This window comes from Pseudomonas sp. LFS044, assembly GCF_047978245.1.
In the GTDB taxonomy this organism is placed as follows: Bacteria; Pseudomonadota; Gammaproteobacteria; order Pseudomonadales; family Pseudomonadaceae; genus Aquipseudomonas.
In genome coordinates this window covers 75104-96747 of record NZ_JBFPFX010000005.1, presented here as the reverse complement: position 1 = coordinate 96747, position 21644 = coordinate 75104, and the positions used below count along the sequence as shown (strand labels likewise).

Sequence of the window (21644 nt, the reverse complement as noted above, 5' to 3'; positions counted from 1 at the left end):
ATGCCTGCCGGTTGTCATCTGTAAGTCATCTCTCACACCGTCGGGGCATGAAATTCGTTACGGCACTATGAGCGATAGGTCGCAGGAGAAGTTCCTGGGTGAGTTTTGCCTCGATGAAAGATTTCTAAATAATTCTTCAGTGGCAAATACTTTCAAACTGATAGCACAGGGGCGTTTTACCCCTGTATATAAAGGGCGAGCCTGAGGGGAGATGTTTTTATGCCAGTATCGAAAAAATTTTTTCAAAATTCGTCAAAAAAGTACGAACGGTCTTATGACGGTTGGCGATAACCCCACTCTCGACGGATTTATGGCGCCGATTCGTTGACATGGTGGCGCGGTGATGCATGCCCCCTGGTGGTGCGTGCTCACATTCGGAAACACTGCAAAGCCTTACGAAAGCTAAGGTTTTGCCCGGGGTGGTCGTTAACCCCAAGGGACGCTCACTTGGAGCTGTTCATGTACGACGGAGCGTCTTGGGCAGCCTGGGGCCACTGGCCACCAGGGGCGTCTCATCCTTAACCACAGGGAAGAGACGAGATGACGCTAATGAAAAAGACATCGCAGGTTTTGCTCGCCACCGTATCGCTGCTTGCTGCCGGGTTGGCGCAGGCTGGGCCTAACGTCAATGTGACGTTCAAAAATGTGGGGACTGTACCCGCAGAGTTGAAGATGGTTACGTCGAACGAGACCAGTACCTATCAGATAGCCAGCCCTAAACCGGCCCAAGGGGTCCCCGCGGGTGGCCAGATCAACTTCAACGTGCAGCGCGTGGTAAGCCCAGACGTCAATGCCGCCATGGTTCGCTATACCATTGGCCGTAAAACGTGCGCATTTGGTACAACTTTCCAGATGCGCGTACTTCCCGGTGGGATAAAACAACCCCAGTGGACCAAAACTGCGACGCCCAGCGGGGGAGCAACGTGTACAGCGAATATAACCAGCACGCGCGCGGATAATTCATGGAGTGTTGAGTTCACCATGAAGTAACTCATTCCAGTGGCTGCAATCTGCCTCGCCTGTGAGCCTGCGAGGCAGATTGTTTAGGCATATACCATTTGCTTGCGCAATAGTGACATGGGTGAGTTATGGAAATCATCAATACTTTCGTGATGCGCGAATTGAATTTAAATAATTCAGTACCTATCAGGCGCGTCGCTGATCCTGCTGAAGCTGAACAGACAAAGCCTGTAACAGCGCCCTCATCGGACACGCGAAGTGAGATATCGTCGTTAGCCCGCCAGCTCAGCGATGCCGCAACACGCGCGGCGTCCAGGGATGCTCAGTTGGGTCGAAAAGAGCTTGCGGAGCTGGCCAAAACGATACTGGATAAAGTGTGGGGCGGCAGTTACCAATTCAGCAAAAGTGCCTACGACGCCTTCGTCCCGGATACCGAAGATTCTGCATTGCTGGAGCGCGCGCGGCAGGCGACAGCATTTTTAAACGGTAAGGAAGAGAACCCTTTCGGGCAACTCGCTCGAGAGCAGTTGAGCTTGATCGTGTATGACGAAGGCGGTGAATTTACAATGAATGAACGCCATGCCGCCTGGCAAGAGCTGAGTAAGCGCGAATGTGAGTGGACTGTTTATATGGGCCATAAAATCAGTGCTGAAATTCAAACGACAGGAAGTAAAGATCAGGGGCTTTATGAAATGCTCGATTACTACAGGTCATTACCTCCCATTGAACAAGCGCAGCTGGGGAATTACGAAGCTGACATCATGATGCAATTCTCGATTTCCGAAGTTGAATGGCCTGAATTCAATACTTCGCTGATCGACATGATTGCCAAAGAATGGGCGCCGGCGAAGGACGCTATGGCTAACCCACTCGACCCGCAGGCTGAAGGTTCGCCCAACGGGGAACCCAAAGCATGAACCCGATCGTCACCCTTCAGGGCATTACGCGCCGACTGGGCACTGAACCGGTGCTGCACAACCTTTCACTCACCATCCCGCACGGCCAGACCTGCGCCATCATCGGCCCCTCCGGCGCGGGCAAAAGCACCTTGCTCAACCTGATTGGCCTGCTCGACCAGCCTTGCTGCGGCCGGATGATGCTGGCCGGCCGGGACATGACGGCAACCACGGCAGACCAACGGGCAATCCTGCGCAACCGCATGCTGGGTTTCATCTTCCAGAGCTTCAACCTGCTGCCGCGGCTTTCTGCGCTGGACAACGTCGCCTTGCCGCTGAGCTACCGCGGCATTGGGCAAGCGGCCGCGCGGCGGGCAGCGCGGGCGCAGCTGGAGGCGGTCGGGCTTGGCGAGCGGGCGCAACACTTGCCGGCCGACATGTCCGGCGGCCAGCGGCAAAGGGTGGCCATCGCCCGGGCGCTGGTGACCGAGCCTGCGTTGCTGCTGGCCGATGAGCCGACTGGCAACCTCGATGGCGCCACGGCCGAGGAGATTGCCGGGCTGTTGCTGCGGCTCAATCGCGAGCGCGGTGTGACCTTGCTGATGGTCACGCACGATCCCGCCATGGCACGGCGCATGGACCGTTGCATCGAAGTACGTAATGGCGGGGCCTTCGATGCCTGAGTGCTATGGGCCTTCCTGGTCACAGCGCCTGGGCGAGGCGTTGGCCGGCTTGCGCCAGGCGGGCCGTCGCACAGGGCTGGCGTTGATCGGCATCGCCGTGGGCTGTGCCGCGCTGGTGGCCTTGCTCAACATCGGCCACAGTGCGGCGCAGCATGCACAGCAGTTGTATCAGGGCATGGGGAGCGAGCTGCTGGTCGCCAATCTGCAGGCTGAGGCAGAAGGCGTGGTGCCGGCAACGTTGGACCTTGCCGGGTTGCCTGCCTCCATTCGCGCCGCGGCGCCACTGATGGTCACGGTAGCCACGCTGCAACTGGCGAGTGTGCGCCAGGAGGTCATGGTCGCTGGCAGCACCTTGCAGTTGGCACCGGTATTGGGCCTGGAGGCCAGGCAAGGCCGGTTGTTGTCCAGCTATGACGACGATGCCACGCACGTGCTGTTGGGGGCTGCGTTGGCCCTCCATTTGAATGCAACGGTAGGCGATTACCTGCAGCTGGCCCGCTATCTGTTCGAGGTAGTTGGCGTGCTGGCGCCCCGCGGCCACAACCCGCTACTGCCCTTGGAAGTCGACGAGGCGTTGTTGATGCCGCTGGCAGGCATGCGCCGCCTGGGCGTTGCCCCGCAAGCCGGCATGCTGCTTGCCCGTGGGCATGACGCGGCAGGCCAGCAACGCACCGCGCAATTGCTCGCCCGCTACCTGCGCGCACGCTTGCCGGGGTACGAAGTGGACGTGCAGTTGCCCCAGCAGTTGCTTGAAGGCATGGCCAACCAGTCACGGATGTTCAACTGGATGTTGGGTGGGTTCGCGGGTATCGCCTTGCTGCTGGGTGGGGTGGGGGTGATGAATGTGATGTTGATGAGCGTAACGCAAAGGCGCCGCGAAATCGGCGTGCGCCTGGCGTTGGGCGCACGTGCCCGCGACATCGCCTGGCTGTTCTTGCTCGAGGCCGTGTTGCTGGCAGCGGGTGGGGCAGTGCTTGGGGCGCTGCTGGGGCTGGTGGCTGCCGCAGGCTTTGTCCTGATGTCCGGGTGGGGCTTTGCCCTGCATGTGTTCTCGATACCGCTGGGTATGGGCAGTGCGCTGGCGCTTGGGTTGTTTTTCGGCCTGCAGCCGGCGCTCGCTGCCGCACGCCTGCAGCCGGTGCTGGCACTGCGGGATGATTAGGCCTTTGCTTGCCCTGTGGCTGGCATTGCTGGGCGGGTCGGCATGTGCCACCGAAGTGTTGCGCCCGTCTTACCCCAGCCAGGCACTGGCAGTATCCGCCATCGCCTGGACAGCCTCCGAAGGCGGTGAAGTGGAGCTTGAACTTGCCGATGCCATCGCCCTGGCCCTGCGCGACAACCGCGCTGTCCGCAGTGCCTACCTTGAACGCATCGCGCAGAAATTCGACCTGCGCGTGGCGCATGATCGCTATGCCCCGCAGCTGCAACTCAAGGCCCGCTACCTGGGTAACCGCAACAGTGATGATCACTACCGCGAAACCCAGCTGGCCCCCTCGGCGAGCTTGCTCACACCCTACGGCACTCGCCTGAGCCTGGATTGGGCCTATGGCCAAACTCGCGCCGACCGGGCTGGCGCACGATACCGGGATGGCGCCAACCTGATGGTGATCCAACCGCTGTTGCGTGGCGCCGGGCGGGAGGTGGCCAGCGCGCCCCTGCGCCAGGCCCAGCTGACTGAGCAACTCAACCGGTTGGCGCTCAAGGACAGCGTGGCCCTGGCCATCACCCGTACCATCCTGCATTACCGCGAGCTGCTGCAAACCCAGGAACAATTGAGTATCGCCGAGCAGGCGCTGGCGCGGGCGCGGCAATTGCTCGAGGTCAACCAGGCGTTGATCGCCTCCGGGCGTATGGCAGCGTTCGACAGGGTTCAGGCTGAGGCCGAAGTGGCCAGCCAGGAACTGGCACTGGAAGGTAGCCGCAATCAGCTGCATGCCAGCCGGCAGGCCCTGGCCCAGGTGTTGGCCGTGGACCTTGGCGCGCCTTTGCGGGCGGTGGAGCGGGTTGAGGTTCAGCGCTTGCAGGTGGATGCCGAGCAGGCGCTGGTGAAAGCGCAAGCGCTGCAACCGGCCTATCTGATGCAGTTGATCAGCGGCGAACAGGCGGCCATCGACCTGCAGGTGGCGCGCAACGGCCAGTGGTGGGACTTGGCCCTGGTCGGTGGAGCCAGCCAGACTCGCCAGCGGCCAGGCAACCACGCCAGCTGGGAGCACTATCTGGGCCTGGAGGTGGAAATTCCCATCGGCGACTTGAGCCGCCGCCAGGCCGAGGTACGGGCGCGGGTGGCTGTGGAGAACCAGCAGGTCAGCCTTGCCGAGTTCCACCAACAGTTACAGCGTGAGGTGCTGGGTGCGGTGCGTGATACCCAGGTACGCTGGCGTCAGCTGGAAATTGCCGGGCGGGCCTTGGCGTTGTCGCGGCGCAAGCTGGAGATCGAGCGGGAGCGGCTGGCAGCGGGGCGCTCAAGCAACTTCCAGGTGCTGAGTTTCGAGGGCGACCTGCGCCAGGCCCAGCATGCCGAACTCGATGCCAGGATCGCCTACCTCAATGGCCAGGCGCAACTTGACCAGGTTCTGGGCACCACGCTGGAGCGCTGGGCGGTCGCGCTGAATGACTAGCTGGCGGCGGTTGGCATGGCTGCTGCCCGGGCTGCTGGCGCCGGTGCTGTGGTGGGCGTGGCCCGCTGCCGAGCCGCCGATTGCTGACGAGCGCTGGGTGTGGGTGGAGCCGCAACGGCTCGAGCGTCGCTTGGGCCTGGTCGGCAAGGTCCAGGCGGCGCGCCAGGAAATTCAAGCTGCGCCCTTTGACGCGGTGGTCGCCGCGCTGATGGTCGCCGAAGGGCAGCGGGTGAGCGCTGGCCAGCCGCTGTACAGGCTCGATACCGCCCAGATCGATGTGCAGACACGTCAGGCCGAGGCCGAGTGGCTCAAAGCCCGTGCGAGCCACCGGCAGTTGCAGGGCTGGCAGGCGGGGCCTGAGGTCACGCGGGCACGCCGGTCGGTGCTGGCCGGCCGCGCTTCGCTGGCGCTCAGCCAGGCGGCGTTGGTAGACACGCGGCGCTTGTTCGAGCGCGGGATCGTTGCCCGTATCGAGGTCGACAGCCTGGCGCAGCAAGTGTCGGCGCAGCGCCAGGCCTTGCAGGATGCCGAAGACGAACTGCAGGGGGTGCTGGCGCGTGGGCAGGGTGATGGGTTACGCATCGCGCAGATGGAACTGACCAACGCCCAAGCGCGTTGGCAGGCATTGCTGGCACTGCGACAGCGGCAGGTAGGCACTGCACCTTTCGCCGCCCTGGTTGCGCCCGTCGGTAGCCGCGACGGCGCAGCTGCACGCGCCGTGCAGGCTGGCCAGCAGGTCAGCCAAGGCACCCCATTGCTGGCGCTGATCGACCTGGGCCAGCTGCAGGTGCTGGCCGGGGTGCACGAACAGGATCTTGCCTGGCTGCGCGAGGGGCAGCAGGCCGATGTGTTGGTCGCGGGCCAGGCACTGGCAGGCAAGGTGCGGCGCATCGGGCTTCAGGCCAGGGACGATGCGGGGCAGGGGGCTTGGTATGACGTGCTGGTGGAACTGGATGCGCCTCGCGAGCCAACGGAATTGGGGCTGCGCCTGGGGATGAGTGCGCAGTTGACAGTGAGGGTTCATCGAACGGAGCAGGGGGTTGCGGTGCCAGCGCAAGCACTGCGGGTGGATGAGGCAGGGCGCGATTACGTGCGCTACCGCAGTGCGGCTGATGGGCCGGAGCGCAGGGTCGCGGTCACGGTCGGTATCGCGGTAGCGCAAGGGGTAGAAGTGCAAGGGCTGCAGGCGGGTTATGTGCAGGTCCCGTAGGGGGCCGCGTTGCGGCCCTGTCGCCAGCAAGCCGGCGCCCACAGGCAGGTGTTGCGCCGATCAGTCGGCAGGGTGGTCGCGCAGGAACACCAGATGATCAGCTTTGGACTGCTCGGCACTGTAGTAGTAGCCCTGCACATCGAACTGCTTGAGCTGCTCCGGGTCGTTGACCCGCTCCTGGATGACGAAGCGGCTCATCATGCCGCGGGCTTTCTTGGCGTAGAAGCTGATGATCTTGTACTGGCCGTTTTTCTGGTCCTTGAAGTCGACGTTGATCACCCGGCCCTTGAGCGCGGTGCGTTTCACGGCGCTGAAATACTCGTTGCTGGCCAGGTTCAGCAGCAGGTCATCACCTTGGTCGGCCATTGCCTGGTTCAGCCATTCGCTGATGCGTGTGCCCCAGAAGGCATACAGGTCCTTGCCGCGGCTGTTGGCCAGCTTGGTGCCCATTTCCAGGCGGTAGGGCTGCATCAGGTCCAGTGGCCGCAACAGGCCGTAAAGGCCCGACAACATGCGCAGGTGCTGCTGGGCGTAGGTAAAGTCGTCCTCGCCGAGGGTTTCGGCATCCAGGCCGGTGTACACGTCGCCCTTGAAGGCCAGCAGCGCCTGCTTGGCGTTGGCCGGGGTGAAGTCTGGGGTCCAGCTGCCAAAGCGTGCGGCGTTGAGGCCGGCGAGTTTGTCCGACAGGTGCATCAGTTCGCTGATCTGCGCCGGCGACAGCTCGCGCAGCTGCACGATCAGCGCCTGGGAGTCGTCCAGGTACTGGGGCAGGGTGAAACGCTCGGTCACCGGCGGGGTGTCGTAATCGAGGGTCTTGGCGGGGGAAATCACCGTCAGCATCGGGTCGGCTCCTGGAATCGTTGCCGGGGATTCTACGGATTGAAGGGGTGAACGCCAAACTATGGTGACAATAGACACAGACCATCGTTTGAGCAGGCGCTATAGTGCCCGTTTCGCCGTCACGGAGAGACCGATCGTGCGCATTGCCGGTGCCCTGCTGGCCTTGATGATGAGCCTGGCCGCCCAGGCCGCCCCCATTCCCCCGGCCAGCCTCGACCGCAGCCTGTGGCCCGAGCAACTGGACAGCCCGGCGCTGTTCGATGTGGCCTCGCGGGCGGAGATCCTGTCGTTTGCCCAGGTACTGCATGAAAGCGAGCTGCTGGATGACGCTACCCTGGCGGCACGCTTGGGGCTGCGGCAGATCAACCTGCAGAAGGTGCGAGCAGTACGGGCACGCATGTGGCAGCGTTTGTGGCAGGGTTACCAGCAGGCGCAGCGCAGTTGCGAGCAGGATGCCTCGTTCTGCTATCTGGTTGAGTCCATGGCTGACTTACGCACCAAGGCGGCGACATTTGCAGCTGATGTCGGCACGTTCTATACAGGTTGGATAGAGCCTAGTCACCAGTTCCATGTGCGCTACCTTGATGAACAACTGCGCAAGGCGGCGTTGTTGCCACAGACCAGCAGCGAGGTCGAGCGCCTGTCCAACCGCGAGCGCAATGGCGATGAGCTGAACGATCGCATGTTCCTTCTGACCTTCGTTGGTGGCCCTGGCCCCGAAGGCAGCACCACCGATACGCTGGCCCATTACCTGCGCAAACAGAAGCTGCAGGGCACGTTCTTCGTCTTGGGCAACCGCTTGCAGCAGCGCCGTGATGCCGGTGCCGTGGGCGCGCTGAGCCGACTTTATAAAGGGCAATGCGTGGGTATTCAGGGCTGGGAATACCGCTCGCATGCCCAGTGGAATGGTTGGCAGGATTCGCTCAAACGTAGCCAGGCCCGGGTGCAGGCCGATTTGCCGGAGCAATATGTGCCGCTGTTCCGCCCACCGTATGGCCAGCGCCGGGCCGATGGCGAGGCGTTCATGGCCAGCCAGCAACTGCGTGTTTCGCTGTGGGATATCGATGCCCAGGATGACGGCCCGTTGACTGCTGAAGCGTCAGCCCAGCGGGTGGTGACGTTGATGCTGCTGTGGCGCAAGGGCGTGATTCAGTTCCACGACAGCCTGCCTAAGGCTCAGCCGGCAGTGGAATGGTTGCTGCGCTATACCGCACAAAGTGGCATCGGTTGGGAGGATTGCCGCGAATACGGCTATCAGGAATAACGGGTTCGATTTTTGACTGTAGACCCGTCTGGGGTCAGCGCCAAGGCCTATTCGTCATTCGGAAAAATAAACTTCATCAACACGAAAAAACGCTTTTTTTAGTCATCGTTTTTGCTGTATGAAGAAACCAGACAGCCGATTCCTGCAGCACAGGTGGCGTCATCCAAGCCCACCTTGCCAGGTTACTTCCCGCCCGTAGCAACGCGGATACGGGGAGCACGGCAGTCACTCTGCGGCGCAGCAGACCGCGCCGTGTGGCTTCGACATAAGGTGACCGAGTATGGATGACCAAGGACGCAACCCTTCCTCCAGCAAGCCAATCCTCTATGTGCTCGATACCAACGTCCTGATTCACGACCCCAACGCATTACTCAACTTCGAGGAGCACCACGTCGCCATACCCATGACAGTGCTGGAGGAACTCGACAAGCTCAAGACCGGTAAACAGACCATCGCCGCCGAATGCCGCCAGGCCATCCGCCTGATCGACCAGACCCTAGGTGATGCCTCGCCCAGCGATGTCGAGCAGGGTGTGCCGATCCAACGCAACAAAAGTGGGCCCAAGGGCTTCCTGTCCATCCTGATGACCCCGCGCAACGAGCCGAACAAGCTGCTGCCGGAGAACCTCAACGACAACATCATCATCAACCAGTTGCTCGAAGTCCGCGCCCGGCGCACCGACTTCGACGTGGTGCTGGTCACCAAAGACATCAACATGCGCCTGAAGGCGCGCGCCTGCGGTATTGCGGCCGAGGACTACAGCACCGACCAGTTGGTGGATGACGTGTCGCTGTTGTCCAAGGGCTACCATTCGGTCACCGGCTCGTTCTGGGACCGCGTCAGCAAGGTCGATACCCGTCAGGAGCGGGGTCGCACCTGGCATCGGGTACAGATGATCGACAACCTGCCGGCTGTGCACATCAATGAGTTCATCATTGATGAGCAAGGTTTCGTAGGCTGGATCAAGGGCATCCGCAACGACGAGCTGCTGCTGCTCGACCTGCATCAGGAACCCCTGTTGCACCAGGAGGCCTGGGGCCTGAAACCGCGGGATATCCACCAGAGCCTGGCGCTGTTCGCGCTGCTCGACCCGGATATCCACCTGGTCAACCTGACCGGCGCCGCCGGTTCCGGCAAGACCATCCTGGCCTTGGCTGCAGCCATCGAGCAGACCATGGTCAGCAAGCGCTACCGGCGCATCATCGCCACCCGCAGCGTGCAGGGGCTGGACCAGGAAATCGGCTTCCTGCCGGGCACCGAAGCGGAGAAGATGGAGCCTTGGCTGGGCGCCATCACCGACAACCTCGAAGCCTTGCACATGGATGACGAAAGCACCCATGGCAGTGTCGAATACATCCTTGAGCGGGTACCGCTGCAATTCAAATCGCTGAACTACATCCGTGGCCGCAGCTTCCAGCAGAGCCTTATCCTGATCGACGAGTGCCAGAACCTCACGCCGCACCAGATGAAAACCATCATCACCCGTGCCGGCTCCGGTTCCAAGGTGGTCTGCCTGGGCAACCTGGCGCAGATCGACACCCCCTACCTGTCCGCGACCAGCTCGGGCCTCACCTACCTGACCGAGCGCTTCAAGGACTTCCCCCACGGCGTGCACATCACCTTGCAGGGCGTCCCGCGCTCGGTGCTGGCCGAGTATGCCGAGTCGCATCTGTAACCCCACTGGCCGGGCGGAGCTCCGCCCGGCCTCTTTGCGTGGCAAGCCACCGCTGACTGTACATTCCACTGCTCAAACCTGACCCACAGGTTTACACTCTGTGTTCCCTTCACAGGAGCAGAGCAGTGCTGACACATCTTGATTCCCAGGGCCGCGCCAACATGGTCGATGTCACTGAAAAGGCCGTGACCGAGCGCGAGGCCATTGCCGAAGCGCGCGTGCGCATGTTGCCGCAGACCTTGCAGATGATCGTCGATGGCGAGCACCCCAAGGGCGATGTGTTCGCCGTGGCGCGTATTGCCGGCATTCAGGCAGCGAAAAAGACCAGTGACCTGATCCCGCTGTGCCATCCGCTGATGCTCACCAGCGTCAAGGTCGAACTCAGTGCCGAAGGCGCGGATGCCGTGCGCATTGTCGCCCGCTGCAAGCTGGCCGGGCAGACCGGTGTGGAGATGGAAGCGCTGACCGCCGCCAGCGTCGCCGCGCTGACCATCTACGACATGTGCAAGGCCGTGGACAAGGGCATGGTCATCGAGCAGGTGCGCCTGCTGGAGAAGCTGGGCGGCAAGAGCGGCCACTACAAGGTGGAGGCGTGATGAATGTGAAAGTGATGTACTTTGCCCGTTACCGCGAGTTGCTCGGTGTGGATGCCGAGCGCCTGGAAGGTGAATTCAAGGTGGTCGACGATGTTCGCCTGGCCTTGGTCGCCAAGGGTGGGCAGTACGAGGTGCTGGCCGAGCAGAACCTGATGTGCGCACGCAACGAAGAGCTGTGCAGGCTGGACGAGCCGCTGGAAGCGGGCGATGAGGTGGCGTTTTTCCCACCGGTCACCGGAGGCTGAGCATGGCGGTGCGAGTGCAGCAAGCGGCGTTCGACCCGGGCGCAGAGGTCAATGCCATGCACGCCGCCAACGTCGGCGTGGGGGCGGTGGTCGGCTTTGTCGGCTATGTGCGTGATTTCAACGACGGTCGGGATGTGGCGGGGATGTTCCTCGAGCACTATCCGGGGATGACCGAGAAGGCCCTGGCCAAGATCGTGGTCGAGGCCGAACAGCGCTGGCCGTTGCTCAAGGTCGAGGTGCTGCATCGCATTGGTGCACTGCAGCCCGGAGAGCCGATCGTGTTCGTCGGCGTGGCCAGTGCGCACAGGCAGGCGGCGTTCGATGCCTGCAATTTCATCATGGATTATCTGAAGACCCGCGCGCCGTTCTGGAAGAAGGAGAACACCCAGGAGGGGCCGCGGTGGGTGGAAGGCAAGCAGAGCGATCAGGACGCGGCGGGGCGCTGGTAAGGCCTGATTGAATGGCCGGGGCTTTGCCCCGGATCGCCGGGCAGCCGCCGCCCCCCGGCGGCGCGGGGGGGCGCCGGCTGGCCGGCGATTGGGCTGCAGAGCAGCCCTGGCTATCAATGATGCTTGCGCGGCACCGGTTTGAGCAGCTCGTCCGGGGGCATCTCGCACTTGATCTTGCGCCCCAGCAGCTCTTCGATCGCAGGCAGCTGATACGAGTCGTCCTCACCGGCAAAGCTGATCGACACACCATTGGTGCCGGCACGGCCCGTACGGCCGATACGGTGCACGTAATCGTCCGGGTCTTCCGGCAGGGTGAAGTTGATCACGTGGCTGATGCCGTCGATGTGAATGCCGCGCCCTGCCACGTCGGTGGCCACCAGCACAGTGATGCGGCCTTCGCGGAAGCTCTCCAGGGTACGGATACGCTTGTGCTGCGGCACATCACCCGACAGCTGGGCGGCGTTGATGCCGTCACGCACCAGTTTTTCCTCGATGCGCCGCACTTCGTCCTTGCGGTTGGCGAACACCATCACCCGTTCCCACTTGTTCTGGGTTACCAGGTTGTACAGCAGCTTGTACTTGTCGCTGCCGGCCACGGCATAGACGTGCTGTTCGACGGTTTCGCTGGCGACGTTCTCCGGCTCGATCTCGACGATGGCAGGGTCGGTGGTCCACTGCTTGGCCAGGTTCATCACGTCATCGGTGAAGGTGGCAGAGAACAGCAGGGTCTGCCGCTCGCTTTTCGGTGGGGTCTGGCGAATGATCTGGCGTACCTGGGGGATGAAGCCCATGTCGAGCATGCGGTCGGCTTCGTCCAGCACCATCACCTCGACCATGTCCAGGTGCACGTCACCGCGCTGGTTGAAGTCCAGCAAGCGGCCCGGGGTGGCCACCAGAATGTCGCAATGGCGCGCTTCCAGGGCCTTGAGCTGCTTGTCGAAGTCCATGCCGCCGACGAACGTCATGACGTTCAGGCCGGTGTACTTGGTCAGGGCAGCGGCGTCCTTGGCGATCTGTACCACCAGCTCGCGGGTCGGCGCGATGATCAGCGCGCGCGGTTCGCCCATGTAGCGTTCCTTGGGCGGTGGCGTCTGCTGCAGCTGGGAGATGATCGAAATGAGGAACGCGGCGGTTTTGCCGGTGCCGGTCTGGGCACGGCCGATGGCGTCCTGGCCACGCAGGGTGTAACCCAGTACCTGAGCCTGGATCGGCGTGCAGTACGGGAAGCCCAGGTCGTGAATGGCGTGCATCACCTCGTTGGACAGCTTGAAGTCATGGAAGCGGGTTTTGCCTTCCTGCGGCTCGACCACGAAGTCTTCCGGCTTCCACAGGCTGGCCTGGGGTTTGGGCTTGCGCTCGCGGCGCGGTTTGTCCTTGGCCGGCTTGTCGGCAGCGGGCATTGCGGCAGGCGCTTGAGCCTCGACAGCCGGCTTGGCGGCGGGTTTGGCACGCGGTTGGCTGGGCTGCGGCTCGGGCTGAGCCACGGGGGCCGCGGCGGGCGCGGGCGGCGTGAGGCTGGCAGCAGGAGCGACGGCCTGAGGCGCGGCGTCTCCCTTGCCGAATATTTTTTTGAGTGCCTTGAGCACGATCGTCTCATCAACTGATTAAGGAATGTACGCCCGGCAGTGTAATGCAAGATCCGGACGCGGCGTAGCGGAATAGGACCACAACTACAAGAGATACTGCTTATTGCAGCTGCTTGCTCAGCCAGTTGTAGATGTCGCTCAGCTCCTCGACAGCGACTTCGTGCTCCATCGGGTATTCATGCCATTGGGCGGCAACACCCCAGGTATTGAGGTACTCGAAGGCGGTACGGCCCATGGCTGGAATTACCACCGAATCATGCACACCGTGCAGGCACAGGGCAGGGGTGCGCTGTTGGCAGGCGCTGAGCTGGTGGCTGTCGCTGAAGGTTGGCGCGTAGGTGGACAGTGCGATCACGCCGCCCAGCGCTTCTTGCCACTTTATATAGGCAGTGTGCAGCACCACTGCGCCCCCTTGAGAGAACCCCGCCAGGTAGATGCGTGACAAGTTGATGCCTTTGCCCTGTTCGGCCTTGATCAGCGCAATGATCTGCTCGGCCGATTCTTCCAATTGCGCTTCGTCAATGGCGCGGGCCGGGGTCATGGCCTTGATGTCGTACCAGCTGGGCATTGCATAGCCGCCGTTGATGGTAACCGGCCGGGTTGGCGCCTGGGGCATGACGAAGCGTGTGCTGAGCAGGCGTTCCTGCATGAATTCGGCAACCGGTAGGAAGTCGTAACGGTCGGCGCCCAGGCCATGCAACCAGATCACACAAGCGTCTGCGGTTTTCTGGGGTTCGAGAATAAGCGGGTTGGTCATGACTGCTCCGAAAGTGTGCGGATCTGGTAAAGGCATGCGCAAAAAGAAGGCGCTGGAAATGATTGTCAGAAAAAGAATGTCGCAACGATACAACTTTCCCTACTTGACGTGCGCTTAAACGCTTTAGCCGTCGACTGTGGTACGCCGTTTGCTATGGAACATCCGATGCAAGGGTCAGGCCGGCACGGTAACACCCTTGCACGCAAGGCTGTCATAGAACAGCCCATTGCGCCAATTGACCCAAGAACAAGCCAACACGGGTCGGATGCGCCTCATAAGGGTGCGGTGCAATTCCGGCTCATACAACAAGAGCGATTTGGAGGTTGTGAATGAAGATGTTGAAAACCACCCTGGCAGTCCTCACCGCTGCCGCCGCGCTGGGCGCCGTGAGCAACGCCCAGGCCGGCGCCACCCTCGATGCGGTAAAGAAGAAGGGCTTCGTCCAGTGTGGCGTGAGCGACGGTCTTCCAGGGTTCTCGGTGCCTGATGCGCAGGGCAAGATCGTCGGTATCGATGCCGACGTCTGCCGCGCTGTTGCCGCCGCCGTGTTCGGCGACGCCACCAAGGTCAAGTTCAGCCAGCTCAACGCCAAGGAACGCTTCACTGCGCTGCAGTCGGGCGAAGTCGACGTGCTGTCGCGCAACACCACCTGGACCAGCTCGCGCGATGCCGGCATGGGCCTGGTGTTTGCCGGTGTCACCTACTATGACGGCGTTGGCTTCCTGGTCAACAAGAAGCTGGGGGTTTCCAGTGCCAAGGAGCTCGATGGCGCGACCATCTGCATCCAGGCCGGTACTACCACCGAGCTGAACGTTTCCGACTACTTCCGCGCCAATGGCCTGAAGTACACCCCGATCACCTTCGACACCTCTGACGAAAGCGCCAAATCGCTGGAATCGGGCCGTTGCGATGTGCTGACCTCGGACAAGTCGCAGCTGTTCGCCCAGCGCTCCAAGCTGGCCGCGCCGACCGACTACGTGGTGTTGCCGGAAACCATCTCCAAGGAACCGTTGGGCCCAGTGGTGCGCAAAGGCGACGAGGAGTGGTTCAGCATCGTCAAGTGGACCCTGTTCGCCATGCTCAACGCCGAAGAGGCGGGTATCACCTCGAAGACTGTCGAGGCTGAAGCCAAATCGACCAAGAACCCGGACAACGCCCGTTTGCTCGGCGCTGACGGCGAGTACGGCAAGGACCTCAAACTGCCCAAGGACTGGGTAGTGCAGATCGTCAAGCAAGTGGGCAACTATGGCGAAGTGTTCGAGAAGAACCTGGGCCAGAGCACTGACTTGAAGATCGACCGTGGCATGAACGCCCTGTGGAACAACGGCGGCATCCAGTACGCGCCACCTGTGCGCTGATGGCTGCACCCTGCGGCGGCATCCCGCCGCCGCAGGCTGTTCGAATCCCTACTGTCCGGGGCACTTCATGCAAAATCGAATCGGCGCACAAAAGGGGCTATCCCTGAACGATCCGCGTGTGCGCGCGTGGCTGTTCCAGGTTCTCACGATCATCTTCGTGGTGGGCCTGGGCTGGTACCTGTTCCACAACACTCAAACCAACTTGCAGCACCGGGGGATCACCTCGGGTTTCGACTTCCTCGACCGCAGTGCCGGCTTTGGTATCGCCCAGCATCTGATCCCCTATGTGGAATCCGACAGCTACGCGCGGGTGTTCGTCATCGGCCTGCTCAATACCCTGTTGGTGACCTTCATCGGCGTCATCCTGGCGACGGTGCTGGGCTTCATCATCGGTGTGGCGCGCCTGTCGCCGAACTGGATGATCAACAAACTGGCGACGGTGTATGTGGAAACCTTCCGCAACATCCCGCCGTTGCTGCAGATCCTGTTCTGGTATTTCGCCGTGTTCCTGACCCTGCCGGGGCCACGGGGGAGCATCAACATCGACGATATGTTCTTCATCAGCAACCGTGGCCTGAACATGCCTGGCGCTGCCATGGCTGATGGCTTCTGGCCGTTTGTCGTTGCGGTGGTGCTGGCGATCGTGGCTATCGTGGCGATGGTGCGTTACGCCAACAAGCGCTTCAACGAAACCGGCGAACCGTTCCACAAGTTCTGGGTGGGGCTGGCGCTGTTGATTGCCATCCCGGGCCTGTGTGCGCTGCTGTTCGGCACCCCGGTGCACTGGGAAGTGCCGCAGCTGAAGGGCTTCAACTTCGTGGGCGGCTGGGTGCTGATACCCGAGCTGCTGGCGCTGACGCTGGCACTGACTATCTACACCGCCGCGTTCATCGCCGAAATCGTGCGCTCGGGGATCCGTTCGGTCAGCCATGGCCAGACCGAAGCTGCCCGTTCGCTCGGCCTGCGCGAGGGCCCGACCCTGCGCAAGGTGATCATCCCTCAGGCCCTGCGGGTGATCATTCCGCCGCTGACCAGCCAGTACCTGAACCTGGCGAAGAACTCATCGCTGGCAGCTGGTATCGGCTACCCGGAGATGGTCTCGCTGTTCGCCGGTACCGTGCTCAACCAGACCGGCCAGGCCATCGAGGTGATTGCCATCACCATGAGTGTCTATCTCGCCATCAGCATCAGCATTTCGCTGCTGATGAACTGGTACAACAAGCGCATTGCGCTGATCGAGCGGTGAGGATACGCCCGTGAATGCTCATGTTTTCAAACCTGACATGCCGCCACCGGTGAAAACCGTCGGCGTATTCGCCTGGATGCGTGCCAACCTGTTCTCCAGTTGGCTCAACACCCTGCTGACCCTGTTCGCCGTGTACCTGGTGTGGTTGATCGTGCCACCGTTGCTGCAGTGGGCGTTGATCGACGCCAACTGGGTTGGCACCACGCGCGCCGATTGCACCAAGGAGGGCGCCTGCTGGGTGTTCATCCAGCAGCGCTTCGGCCAGTTCATGTATGGCTACTACCCGGCCGAACTGCGCTGGCGCGTGGACCTGACCGTGTGGCTTGCCGTGCTTGGCGCCGCACCTTTGTTCATCAAGCGTTTCCCGCGCAAGGCCGTGTACGGCCTGGGCTTTCTGGTGCTGTACCCGATCCTCGCCTACACGCTGCTGCATGGCGGCTACCTGGGCCTGGAAAGCGTGCCTACCAGCCAGTGGGGCGGGCTGATGTTGACCTTGGTGATTGCCACCGTGGGCATCGTCGGGGCCTTGCCTCTCGGTATCTTGCTGGCGCTTGGGCGCCGTTCGCGGATGCCAGCGGTGAAAGTGGTCTGCGTGACCTTTATCGAGTTCTGGCGGGGTGTGCCGTTGATCACCGTGCTGTTCATGTCGTCGGTGATGCTGCCGTTGTTCCTGCCCGAGGGCATGAGTTTCGACAAGCTGCTGCGGGCGATGATCGGCGTGATCCTGTTCCAGTCGGCGTACATCGCCGAGGTGGTACGCGGCGGCCTGCAGGCCATCCCCAAAGGGCAATACGAAGCGGCCGCGGCCATGGGCCTGGGCTACTGGCGTTCGATGGGCCTGGTGATCCTGCCGCAGGCCCTGAAACTGGTTATTCCCGGCATCGTCAACACCTTCATTGCCCTGTTCAAGGACACCAGCCTGGTGATCATCATCGGCCTGTTCGACCTGCTCAACAGCGTCAAGCAAGCCGCCGCCGACCCGGCCTGGCTGGGCATGGCTACCGAGGGCTACGTGTTTGCCGCCCTGGTGTTCTGGATCTTCTGTTTCGGTATGTCCCGCTACTCCATGCACTTGGAGCGCAAGCTGGACACTGGCCACAAGCGTTAGGAGTTTCGAAATGAGTGAAGCGATCAAGCAGCCTGCTGGCCTCGAAGGCATCATCCAGATGCAGGGCGTGAACAAATGGTACGGCCAGTTCCATGTACTCAAGGACATCAACCTGAACGTGCGTCAGGGCGAACGCATCGTGCTGTGCGGGCCGTCCGGCTCGGGCAAGTCCACCACCATCCGCTGCCTCAACCGCCTGGAGGAACACCAGCAGGGCCGCATCGTGGTCGATGGCGTGGAGCTGACCAACGACCTGAAGCAGATCGAGGCAATCCGCCGCGAGGTGGGCATGGTGTTCCAGCACTTCAACCTGTTCCCGCACCTGACCATCCTCGAAAACTGCACCTTGGCGCCCATGTGGGTACGCAAGATGCCGCGGCGCAAGGCCGAGGAAATCGCCATGCATTACCTGGAGCGGGTACGTATTCCGGAGCAGGCGCACAAGTTCCCGGGGCAGTTGTCCGGTGGCCAGCAGCAGCGCGTGGCGATTGCCCGGGCGCTGTGCATGAAGCCGAAGATCATGCTGTTCGACGAGCCGACTTCGGCGTTGGACCCGGAAATGGTCAAGGAGGTACTCGACACCATGGTCGGCCTGGCCGAGGACGGCATGACCATGCTCTGCGTGACCCACGAGATGGGCTTTGCCCGCACCGTGGCGAACCGGGTGATCTTCATGGACAAGGGGGAGATCGTGGAGCAGGCGGCGCCGGATGATTTCTTCGACCGGCCGCGCAGTGACCGCACCAGACTCTTCCTCAGTCAGATCCTGCACTGATGCAACTGGGGCCGCTCTGCGGCCCATCGCCGGCGAGCCGGCTCCCACAGGTACGGCGCCGCCCTCAGGATAGGCGCAGAACTTGTGGGAGCCGGCTTGCCGGCGATGGGCTGCAAAGCAGCCCTTCTGTTATTTCTCTTCTTCTGGGGCAGCTGCCGGAGCAGGCGGCGGCCGCAGCCCCACTTCGGCGATCAGCTTCAACTGCTGCCCATTGCGCATCACCTCGATGGTGATCTTCTCGTTGGGCTTGATCCGCGCCACCTGGTTCATCGACTTGCGCCCGTCACCGGCCGGTTCGCCGTTGATGCTGAGGATCACGTCGCCCAGTTGCAACCCGGCCTTCTGCGCCGGGCCGTCGCGGAAGATCCCCGCCACCACGATGCCCGGGCGCCCCTGCATGCCAAACGACTCGGCCAACTCCTGGCTCAACGGCTGCACCTCGATACCCAGCCAGCCACGGATCACCTGGCCGTGCTCGACGATCGACTTCATCACTTCCAGGGCCAGCTTCACCGGGATGGCGAAGCCGATGCCCTGCGAACCGCCGGACTTGGAAAAGATCGCCGTGTTGATGCCGACCAGGTTGCCGTTGGCATCGACCAGCGCGCCGCCGGAGTTGCCCGGGTTGATCGCAGCGTCGGTCTGGATGAAGTCTTCGTAGTTGTTCAGGCCCAGCTGGTTGCGGCCGGTGGCGCTGATGATGCCCATGGTGACGGTCTGGCCGACGCCGAAGGGGTTGCCGATGGCCAGGGTGACGTCACCGATGTGAATGCTGTCGGAACGGCCGATGGTGATCGCCGGCAGGCTCTTGAGGTCGATCTTCAATACCGCAAGGTCGGTTTCGGGGTCGCTGCCGATCACCCGGGCCAGGGTTTCGCGGCCGTCCTTGAGCGCCACGACGATCTGGTCGGCGCCGCTGGTGACGTGGTTGTTGGTCAGCAGGTAGCCCTCGGGGCTCATGATGACCGCTGAGCCGAGGCTCGATTCCCAGCGCCGCTGCTTGGGCAGGTTGTCGCCAAAGAAGCGGCGGAACTGCGGGTCTTCGAACAAAGGGTGGGCGCTCTTGTTCACCACTTTGGTGGTGTACAGGTTGACCACCGCTGGTGCGGCGAGGGTCACGGCATCGGCGTAGGACACCGGGCCCTGCATGATCTGGGTGGTTTGTGGCGCCTGTTGCAGGTTGACGTCCTGGCTCGGCAGGCCGACCCATTGCGGGAAGCGCTGGATGATCAGCATGGCAATCAGAATGCCGGTAAGCAGGGGCCAGCCAAAATAACGCAAAGCCTTGAACATGAACGAATCCTGGGAGTGGGCGAGAGCCATGATGGCGCGGCGGGGCGCAAACGCGCGCGATCATACACCGGTTTCCCCAACGCCGGCGACGGCCCATAATGGCGGCCATTATACGGGCGTTGTTCCCGTTGAACGTGCAGATTTCGAGGAGATTTTCCATGGCCGTCGCCCTCAATACCCTGGTCGAGGAAGCCGAGCGCTACCTGGGCAGTGCGAAAATCCAGGATTACTGCCCCAATGGCCTGCAGGTCGAAGGCCGGCCGCAGGTCAGCCGCATCGTCAGCGGCGTTACCGCCAGCCAAGCGCTGCTGGATGCGGCGGTCGAGGCCGAGGCCGACCTGATACTGGTGCACCACGGCTATTTCTGGAAGGGCGAGAACCCGTGCATCACCGGCATCAAGCAGCGCCGCTTGAAAACCCTGCTCAAGCACGACATCAGCCTGCTGGCGTTCCATCTGCCCCTGGACGTGCACCCGGAAGTCGGCAACAACGTGCAACTGGCGCGGCAGCTGGACATCACGGTCGAAGGGCCGCTTGACCCTGAAAACCCCAAGGTGGTGGGGCTGGTTGGCTCACTGGCCGAGCCCATGACCGCGCGGGATTTTGCCCGTCGCGTGCAGGAAGTCATGGGGCGCGAGCCGCTGCTGGTCGAAGGCGACGCGATGATCCGCCGGGTCGGCTGGTGCACCGGCGGCGGGCAGGGCTACATCGACACCGCGATTGCGGCCGGTGTGGACCTGTTCATCAGTGGCGAGGCGTCCGAGCAGACCTACCACAGCGCCCGCGAAAACGGTGTCAGTTTCATTGCGGCCGGGCACCATGCCACCGAGCGTTATGGTGTGCAGGCGCTGGGGGATTACCTGGCCCGGCGCTTTGCCGTGGAGCACCTGTTCATCGATTGCCCGAACCCGATCTGAGGCCTGTTCCGGCCTCATCGCCGGCAAGCCGGCTCCCACTGGAATACTGCAGGCTTCAAGGTGTGTGGTGAGCTTATGGGAGCCGGGGGTGAGCTGTAGGGCGGTGCATTGATAGCCAAACCCTCAGTCATATCGTTAGACCTTTTCGATCTAGCCCGGCGCCTAAATAGAATCAGCCGCTGTGATAAAGTGGCTCGCTCGAACACGGCCCGAAGGCCGTCCATAAGATCGTTTTTCGTGAGTAGCCATGGTCGACAAACTGACGCACTTGAAACAGCTGGAGGCGGAGAGCATCCACATCATCCGCGAGGTGGCCGCCGAGTTCGACAACCCGGTGATGCTGTACTCGATCGGCAAGGATTCCGCCGTGATGCTGCACCTGGCGCGCAAGGCCTTCTTCCCGGGCAAGCTGCCGTTCCCGGTGATGCACGTCGACACCCAGTGGAAATTCCAGGAGATGTACAGCTTCCGCGACAAGATGGTCGAGGAAATGGGCCTGGAGCTGATCACCCACGTCAACCCCGAGGGTGTGGCGCAGGGCATCAACCCGTTCACCCATGGCAGCTCCAAGCACACCGACATCATGAAGACCCAGGGCCTCAAGCAGGCACTGGACAAGCATGGTTTCGACGCCGCCTTCGGCGGAGCCCGCCGCGACGAAGAGAAGTCGCGGGCCAAGGAGCGCGTCTACTCGTTCCGTGACAGCAAGCACCGCTGGGACCCGAAAAACCAGCGCCCCGAGCTGTGGAACGTGTACAACGGCAAGGTCAACAAAGGCGAGTCGATCCGCGTCTTCCCGCTGTCGAACTGGACCGAGCTGGACATCTGGCAGTACATCTACCTCGAAGGCATCCCGATCGTGCCGCTGTACTTCGCCGCCGAGCGTGAAGTGATCGAGAAGAACGGCACCCTGATCATGATCGACGACGAGCGCATTCTCGAGCACCTCTCCGAGGAAGAGAAAGCCCGCATCGTCAAGAAGAAGGTGCGTTTCCGTACCCTCGGTTGCTACCCGTTGACGGGCGCTGTCGAGTCGGAAGCCGAAACGCTGACCGACATCATTCAGGAAATGCTCCTGACGCGCACTTCCGAGCGCCAGGGCCGGGTCATCGACCACGATGGCGCCGGTTCCATGGAAGACAAAAAACGTCAGGGCTACTTCTAATTT

Annotated in this window: 21 protein-coding genes; 17 read left to right on the top strand and 4 right to left on the bottom strand. The window is 62.2% G+C overall.

Annotated features, from left to right (window positions below; translation table 11 throughout):
- Positions 1–549 precede the first annotated feature (549 nt).
- The 6 genes from ACNQPL_RS05760 (at position 550) to ACNQPL_RS05735 (ending at position 6367) form a co-directional block, all read left to right on the top strand.
- Positions 550–990, top strand: coding sequence for a hypothetical protein (locus ACNQPL_RS05760; protein ID WP_416466181.1), 441 nt, complete (start codon positions 550–552; stop codon positions 988–990).
- 98 nt (positions 991–1088) lie between these two features.
- Entirely contained in the window at positions 1089–1877 is a 789-nt protein-coding gene (locus tag ACNQPL_RS05755; protein WP_416466180.1) for a hypothetical protein, read from the top strand.
- On the top strand, positions 1874–2539 hold the full coding sequence (locus tag ACNQPL_RS05750; RefSeq protein WP_416466179.1) for an ABC transporter ATP-binding protein: 666 nt from the start codon (positions 1874–1876) through the stop codon (positions 2537–2539). The genes ACNQPL_RS05755 and ACNQPL_RS05750 overlap by 4 nt, the downstream gene beginning before the upstream one ends.
- The gene (locus ACNQPL_RS05745) at positions 2532–3701 is read left to right on the top strand and encodes an ABC transporter permease (protein WP_416466178.1); all 1170 of its coding nucleotides are present in this window, start codon (positions 2532–2534) and stop codon (positions 3699–3701) included. The genes ACNQPL_RS05750 and ACNQPL_RS05745 overlap by 8 nt, the downstream gene beginning before the upstream one ends.
- Positions 3694–5157 (top strand): TolC family protein, encoded by a 1464-nt coding sequence (locus tag ACNQPL_RS05740; RefSeq protein WP_346615579.1) that lies wholly within the window; start codon positions 3694–3696, stop codon positions 5155–5157. Before ACNQPL_RS05745 ends, ACNQPL_RS05740 begins: the two co-directional genes overlap by 8 nt.
- On the top strand, positions 5150–6367 hold the full coding sequence (locus tag ACNQPL_RS05735; protein WP_346615578.1) for an efflux RND transporter periplasmic adaptor subunit: 1218 nt from the start codon (positions 5150–5152) through the stop codon (positions 6365–6367). The genes ACNQPL_RS05740 and ACNQPL_RS05735 overlap by 8 nt, the downstream gene beginning before the upstream one ends.
- Positions 6368–6427: 60 nt before the next feature.
- On the opposite strand, the gene yaaA is transcribed toward ACNQPL_RS05735, so the two are convergent.
- Entirely contained in the window at positions 6428–7207 is a 780-nt protein-coding gene (gene yaaA, locus ACNQPL_RS05730; RefSeq protein ID WP_346615577.1) for a peroxide stress protein YaaA, read from the bottom strand.
- A 136-nt stretch (positions 7208–7343) separates the two neighbouring features.
- On the opposite strand from yaaA, the gene ACNQPL_RS05725 reads away from it, so the two are divergent.
- The 5 genes from ACNQPL_RS05725 to moaE all read left to right on the top strand — a co-directional run bounded on the left by ACNQPL_RS05725 (position 7344) and on the right by moaE (position 11436).
- Positions 7344–8471: a polysaccharide deacetylase family protein gene (locus tag ACNQPL_RS05725; protein WP_416466177.1), complete on the top strand. Its 1128-nt coding sequence runs from the start codon at positions 7344–7346 to the stop codon at positions 8469–8471.
- Positions 8472–8751: 280 nt separating this feature from the next.
- Positions 8752–10146, top strand: a complete 1395-nt coding sequence (locus tag ACNQPL_RS05720) for a PhoH family protein (protein WP_346615575.1) — start codon at positions 8752–8754, stop codon at positions 10144–10146.
- A 125-nt stretch (positions 10147–10271) separates the two neighbouring features.
- Positions 10272–10742 (top strand): cyclic pyranopterin monophosphate synthase MoaC, encoded by a 471-nt coding sequence (moaC, locus tag ACNQPL_RS05715; protein ID WP_416466176.1) that lies wholly within the window; start codon positions 10272–10274, stop codon positions 10740–10742.
- The gene (moaD, locus tag ACNQPL_RS05710) at positions 10742–10987 is read left to right on the top strand and encodes a molybdopterin converting factor subunit 1 (RefSeq protein WP_416466175.1); all 246 of its coding nucleotides are present in this window, start codon (positions 10742–10744) and stop codon (positions 10985–10987) included. The genes moaC and moaD overlap by 1 nt, the downstream gene beginning before the upstream one ends.
- Positions 10988–10989: 2 nt before the next feature.
- On the top strand, positions 10990–11436 hold the full coding sequence (moaE, locus tag ACNQPL_RS05705; RefSeq protein WP_346615572.1) for a molybdopterin synthase catalytic subunit MoaE: 447 nt from the start codon (positions 10990–10992) through the stop codon (positions 11434–11436).
- 113 nt (positions 11437–11549) lie between these two features.
- On the opposite strand, the gene rhlB is transcribed toward moaE, so the two are convergent.
- Complete coding sequence (rhlB, locus tag ACNQPL_RS05700; RefSeq protein WP_346615571.1) at positions 11550–13022, bottom strand: ATP-dependent RNA helicase RhlB; 1473 nt, start codon at positions 13020–13022, stop codon at positions 11550–11552.
- Between the two features lie 100 nt (positions 13023–13122).
- Entirely contained in the window at positions 13123–13779 is a 657-nt protein-coding gene (locus tag ACNQPL_RS05695; protein ID WP_346615570.1) for an alpha/beta hydrolase, read from the bottom strand.
- 329 nt (positions 13780–14108) lie between these two features.
- On the opposite strand from ACNQPL_RS05695, the gene ACNQPL_RS05690 reads away from it, so the two are divergent.
- From ACNQPL_RS05690 to ACNQPL_RS05675, 4 genes are all read left to right on the top strand, one after another.
- Complete coding sequence (locus ACNQPL_RS05690; RefSeq protein ID WP_346615569.1) at positions 14109–15137, top strand: amino acid ABC transporter substrate-binding protein; 1029 nt, start codon at positions 14109–14111, stop codon at positions 15135–15137.
- Between the two features lie 67 nt (positions 15138–15204).
- Complete coding sequence (locus tag ACNQPL_RS05685; RefSeq protein ID WP_416466174.1) at positions 15205–16383, top strand: amino acid ABC transporter permease; 1179 nt, start codon at positions 15205–15207, stop codon at positions 16381–16383.
- Between the two features lie 10 nt (positions 16384–16393).
- The gene (locus ACNQPL_RS05680; protein ID WP_346615567.1) at positions 16394–17491 is read left to right on the top strand and encodes an amino acid ABC transporter permease; all 1098 of its coding nucleotides are present in this window, start codon (positions 16394–16396) and stop codon (positions 17489–17491) included.
- Positions 17492–17501: 10 nt separating this feature from the next.
- Complete coding sequence (locus ACNQPL_RS05675) at positions 17502–18266, top strand: amino acid ABC transporter ATP-binding protein (protein WP_346615566.1); 765 nt, start codon at positions 17502–17504, stop codon at positions 18264–18266.
- 129 nt (positions 18267–18395) lie between these two features.
- On the opposite strand, the gene algW is transcribed toward ACNQPL_RS05675, so the two are convergent.
- Complete coding sequence (gene algW / locus ACNQPL_RS05670) at positions 18396–19559, bottom strand: Do family serine endopeptidase AlgW (RefSeq protein WP_346615565.1); 1164 nt, start codon at positions 19557–19559, stop codon at positions 18396–18398.
- Positions 19560–19717: 158 nt separating this feature from the next.
- Here algW and ACNQPL_RS05665 point away from each other — a divergent pair, with 158 nt between their 5' ends.
- Both ACNQPL_RS05665 and cysD read left to right on the top strand, forming a co-directional pair.
- Positions 19718–20476, top strand: coding sequence for a Nif3-like dinuclear metal center hexameric protein (locus ACNQPL_RS05665; protein WP_346615564.1), 759 nt, complete (start codon positions 19718–19720; stop codon positions 20474–20476).
- 247 nt (positions 20477–20723) lie between these two features.
- Positions 20724–21641, top strand: coding sequence for a sulfate adenylyltransferase subunit CysD (cysD, locus tag ACNQPL_RS05660; RefSeq protein WP_003251799.1), 918 nt, complete (start codon positions 20724–20726; stop codon positions 21639–21641).
- Positions 21642–21644 lie beyond the last annotated feature (3 nt).

Coding starts and splice junctions, on each gene's coding strand:
- ACNQPL_RS05685 (WP_416466174.1), top strand. CDS start 15,205: ATGCAAAATCGAATCGGCGCACAAAAGGGGCTATCCCTGAACGATCCG.
- ACNQPL_RS05740 (WP_346615579.1), top strand. CDS start 3,694: ATGATTAGGCCTTTGCTTGCCCTGTGGCTGGCATTGCTGGGCGGGTCG.
- ACNQPL_RS05755 (WP_416466180.1), top strand. CDS start 1,089: ATGGAAATCATCAATACTTTCGTGATGCGCGAATTGAATTTAAATAAT.
- cysD (WP_003251799.1), top strand. CDS start 20,724: ATGGTCGACAAACTGACGCACTTGAAACAGCTGGAGGCGGAGAGCATC.
- yaaA (WP_346615577.1), bottom strand. CDS start 7,207: ATGCTGACGGTGATTTCCCCCGCCAAGACCCTCGATTACGACACCCCG.
- ACNQPL_RS05665 (WP_346615564.1), top strand. CDS start 19,718: ATGGCCGTCGCCCTCAATACCCTGGTCGAGGAAGCCGAGCGCTACCTG.
- ACNQPL_RS05750 (WP_416466179.1), top strand. CDS start 1,874: ATGAACCCGATCGTCACCCTTCAGGGCATTACGCGCCGACTGGGCACT.
- ACNQPL_RS05745 (WP_416466178.1), top strand. CDS start 2,532: ATGCCTGAGTGCTATGGGCCTTCCTGGTCACAGCGCCTGGGCGAGGCG.
- ACNQPL_RS05760 (WP_416466181.1), top strand. CDS start 550: ATGAAAAAGACATCGCAGGTTTTGCTCGCCACCGTATCGCTGCTTGCT.
- moaE (WP_346615572.1), top strand. CDS start 10,990: ATGGCGGTGCGAGTGCAGCAAGCGGCGTTCGACCCGGGCGCAGAGGTC.
- ACNQPL_RS05695 (WP_346615570.1), bottom strand. CDS start 13,779: ATGACCAACCCGCTTATTCTCGAACCCCAGAAAACCGCAGACGCTTGT.
- moaD (WP_416466175.1), top strand. CDS start 10,742: ATGAATGTGAAAGTGATGTACTTTGCCCGTTACCGCGAGTTGCTCGGT.
- ACNQPL_RS05720 (WP_346615575.1), top strand. CDS start 8,752: ATGGATGACCAAGGACGCAACCCTTCCTCCAGCAAGCCAATCCTCTAT.
- ACNQPL_RS05690 (WP_346615569.1), top strand. CDS start 14,109: ATGAAGATGTTGAAAACCACCCTGGCAGTCCTCACCGCTGCCGCCGCG.
- ACNQPL_RS05735 (WP_346615578.1), top strand. CDS start 5,150: ATGACTAGCTGGCGGCGGTTGGCATGGCTGCTGCCCGGGCTGCTGGCG.
- algW (WP_346615565.1), bottom strand. CDS start 19,559: ATGTTCAAGGCTTTGCGTTATTTTGGCTGGCCCCTGCTTACCGGCATT.
- ACNQPL_RS05675 (WP_346615566.1), top strand. CDS start 17,502: ATGAGTGAAGCGATCAAGCAGCCTGCTGGCCTCGAAGGCATCATCCAG.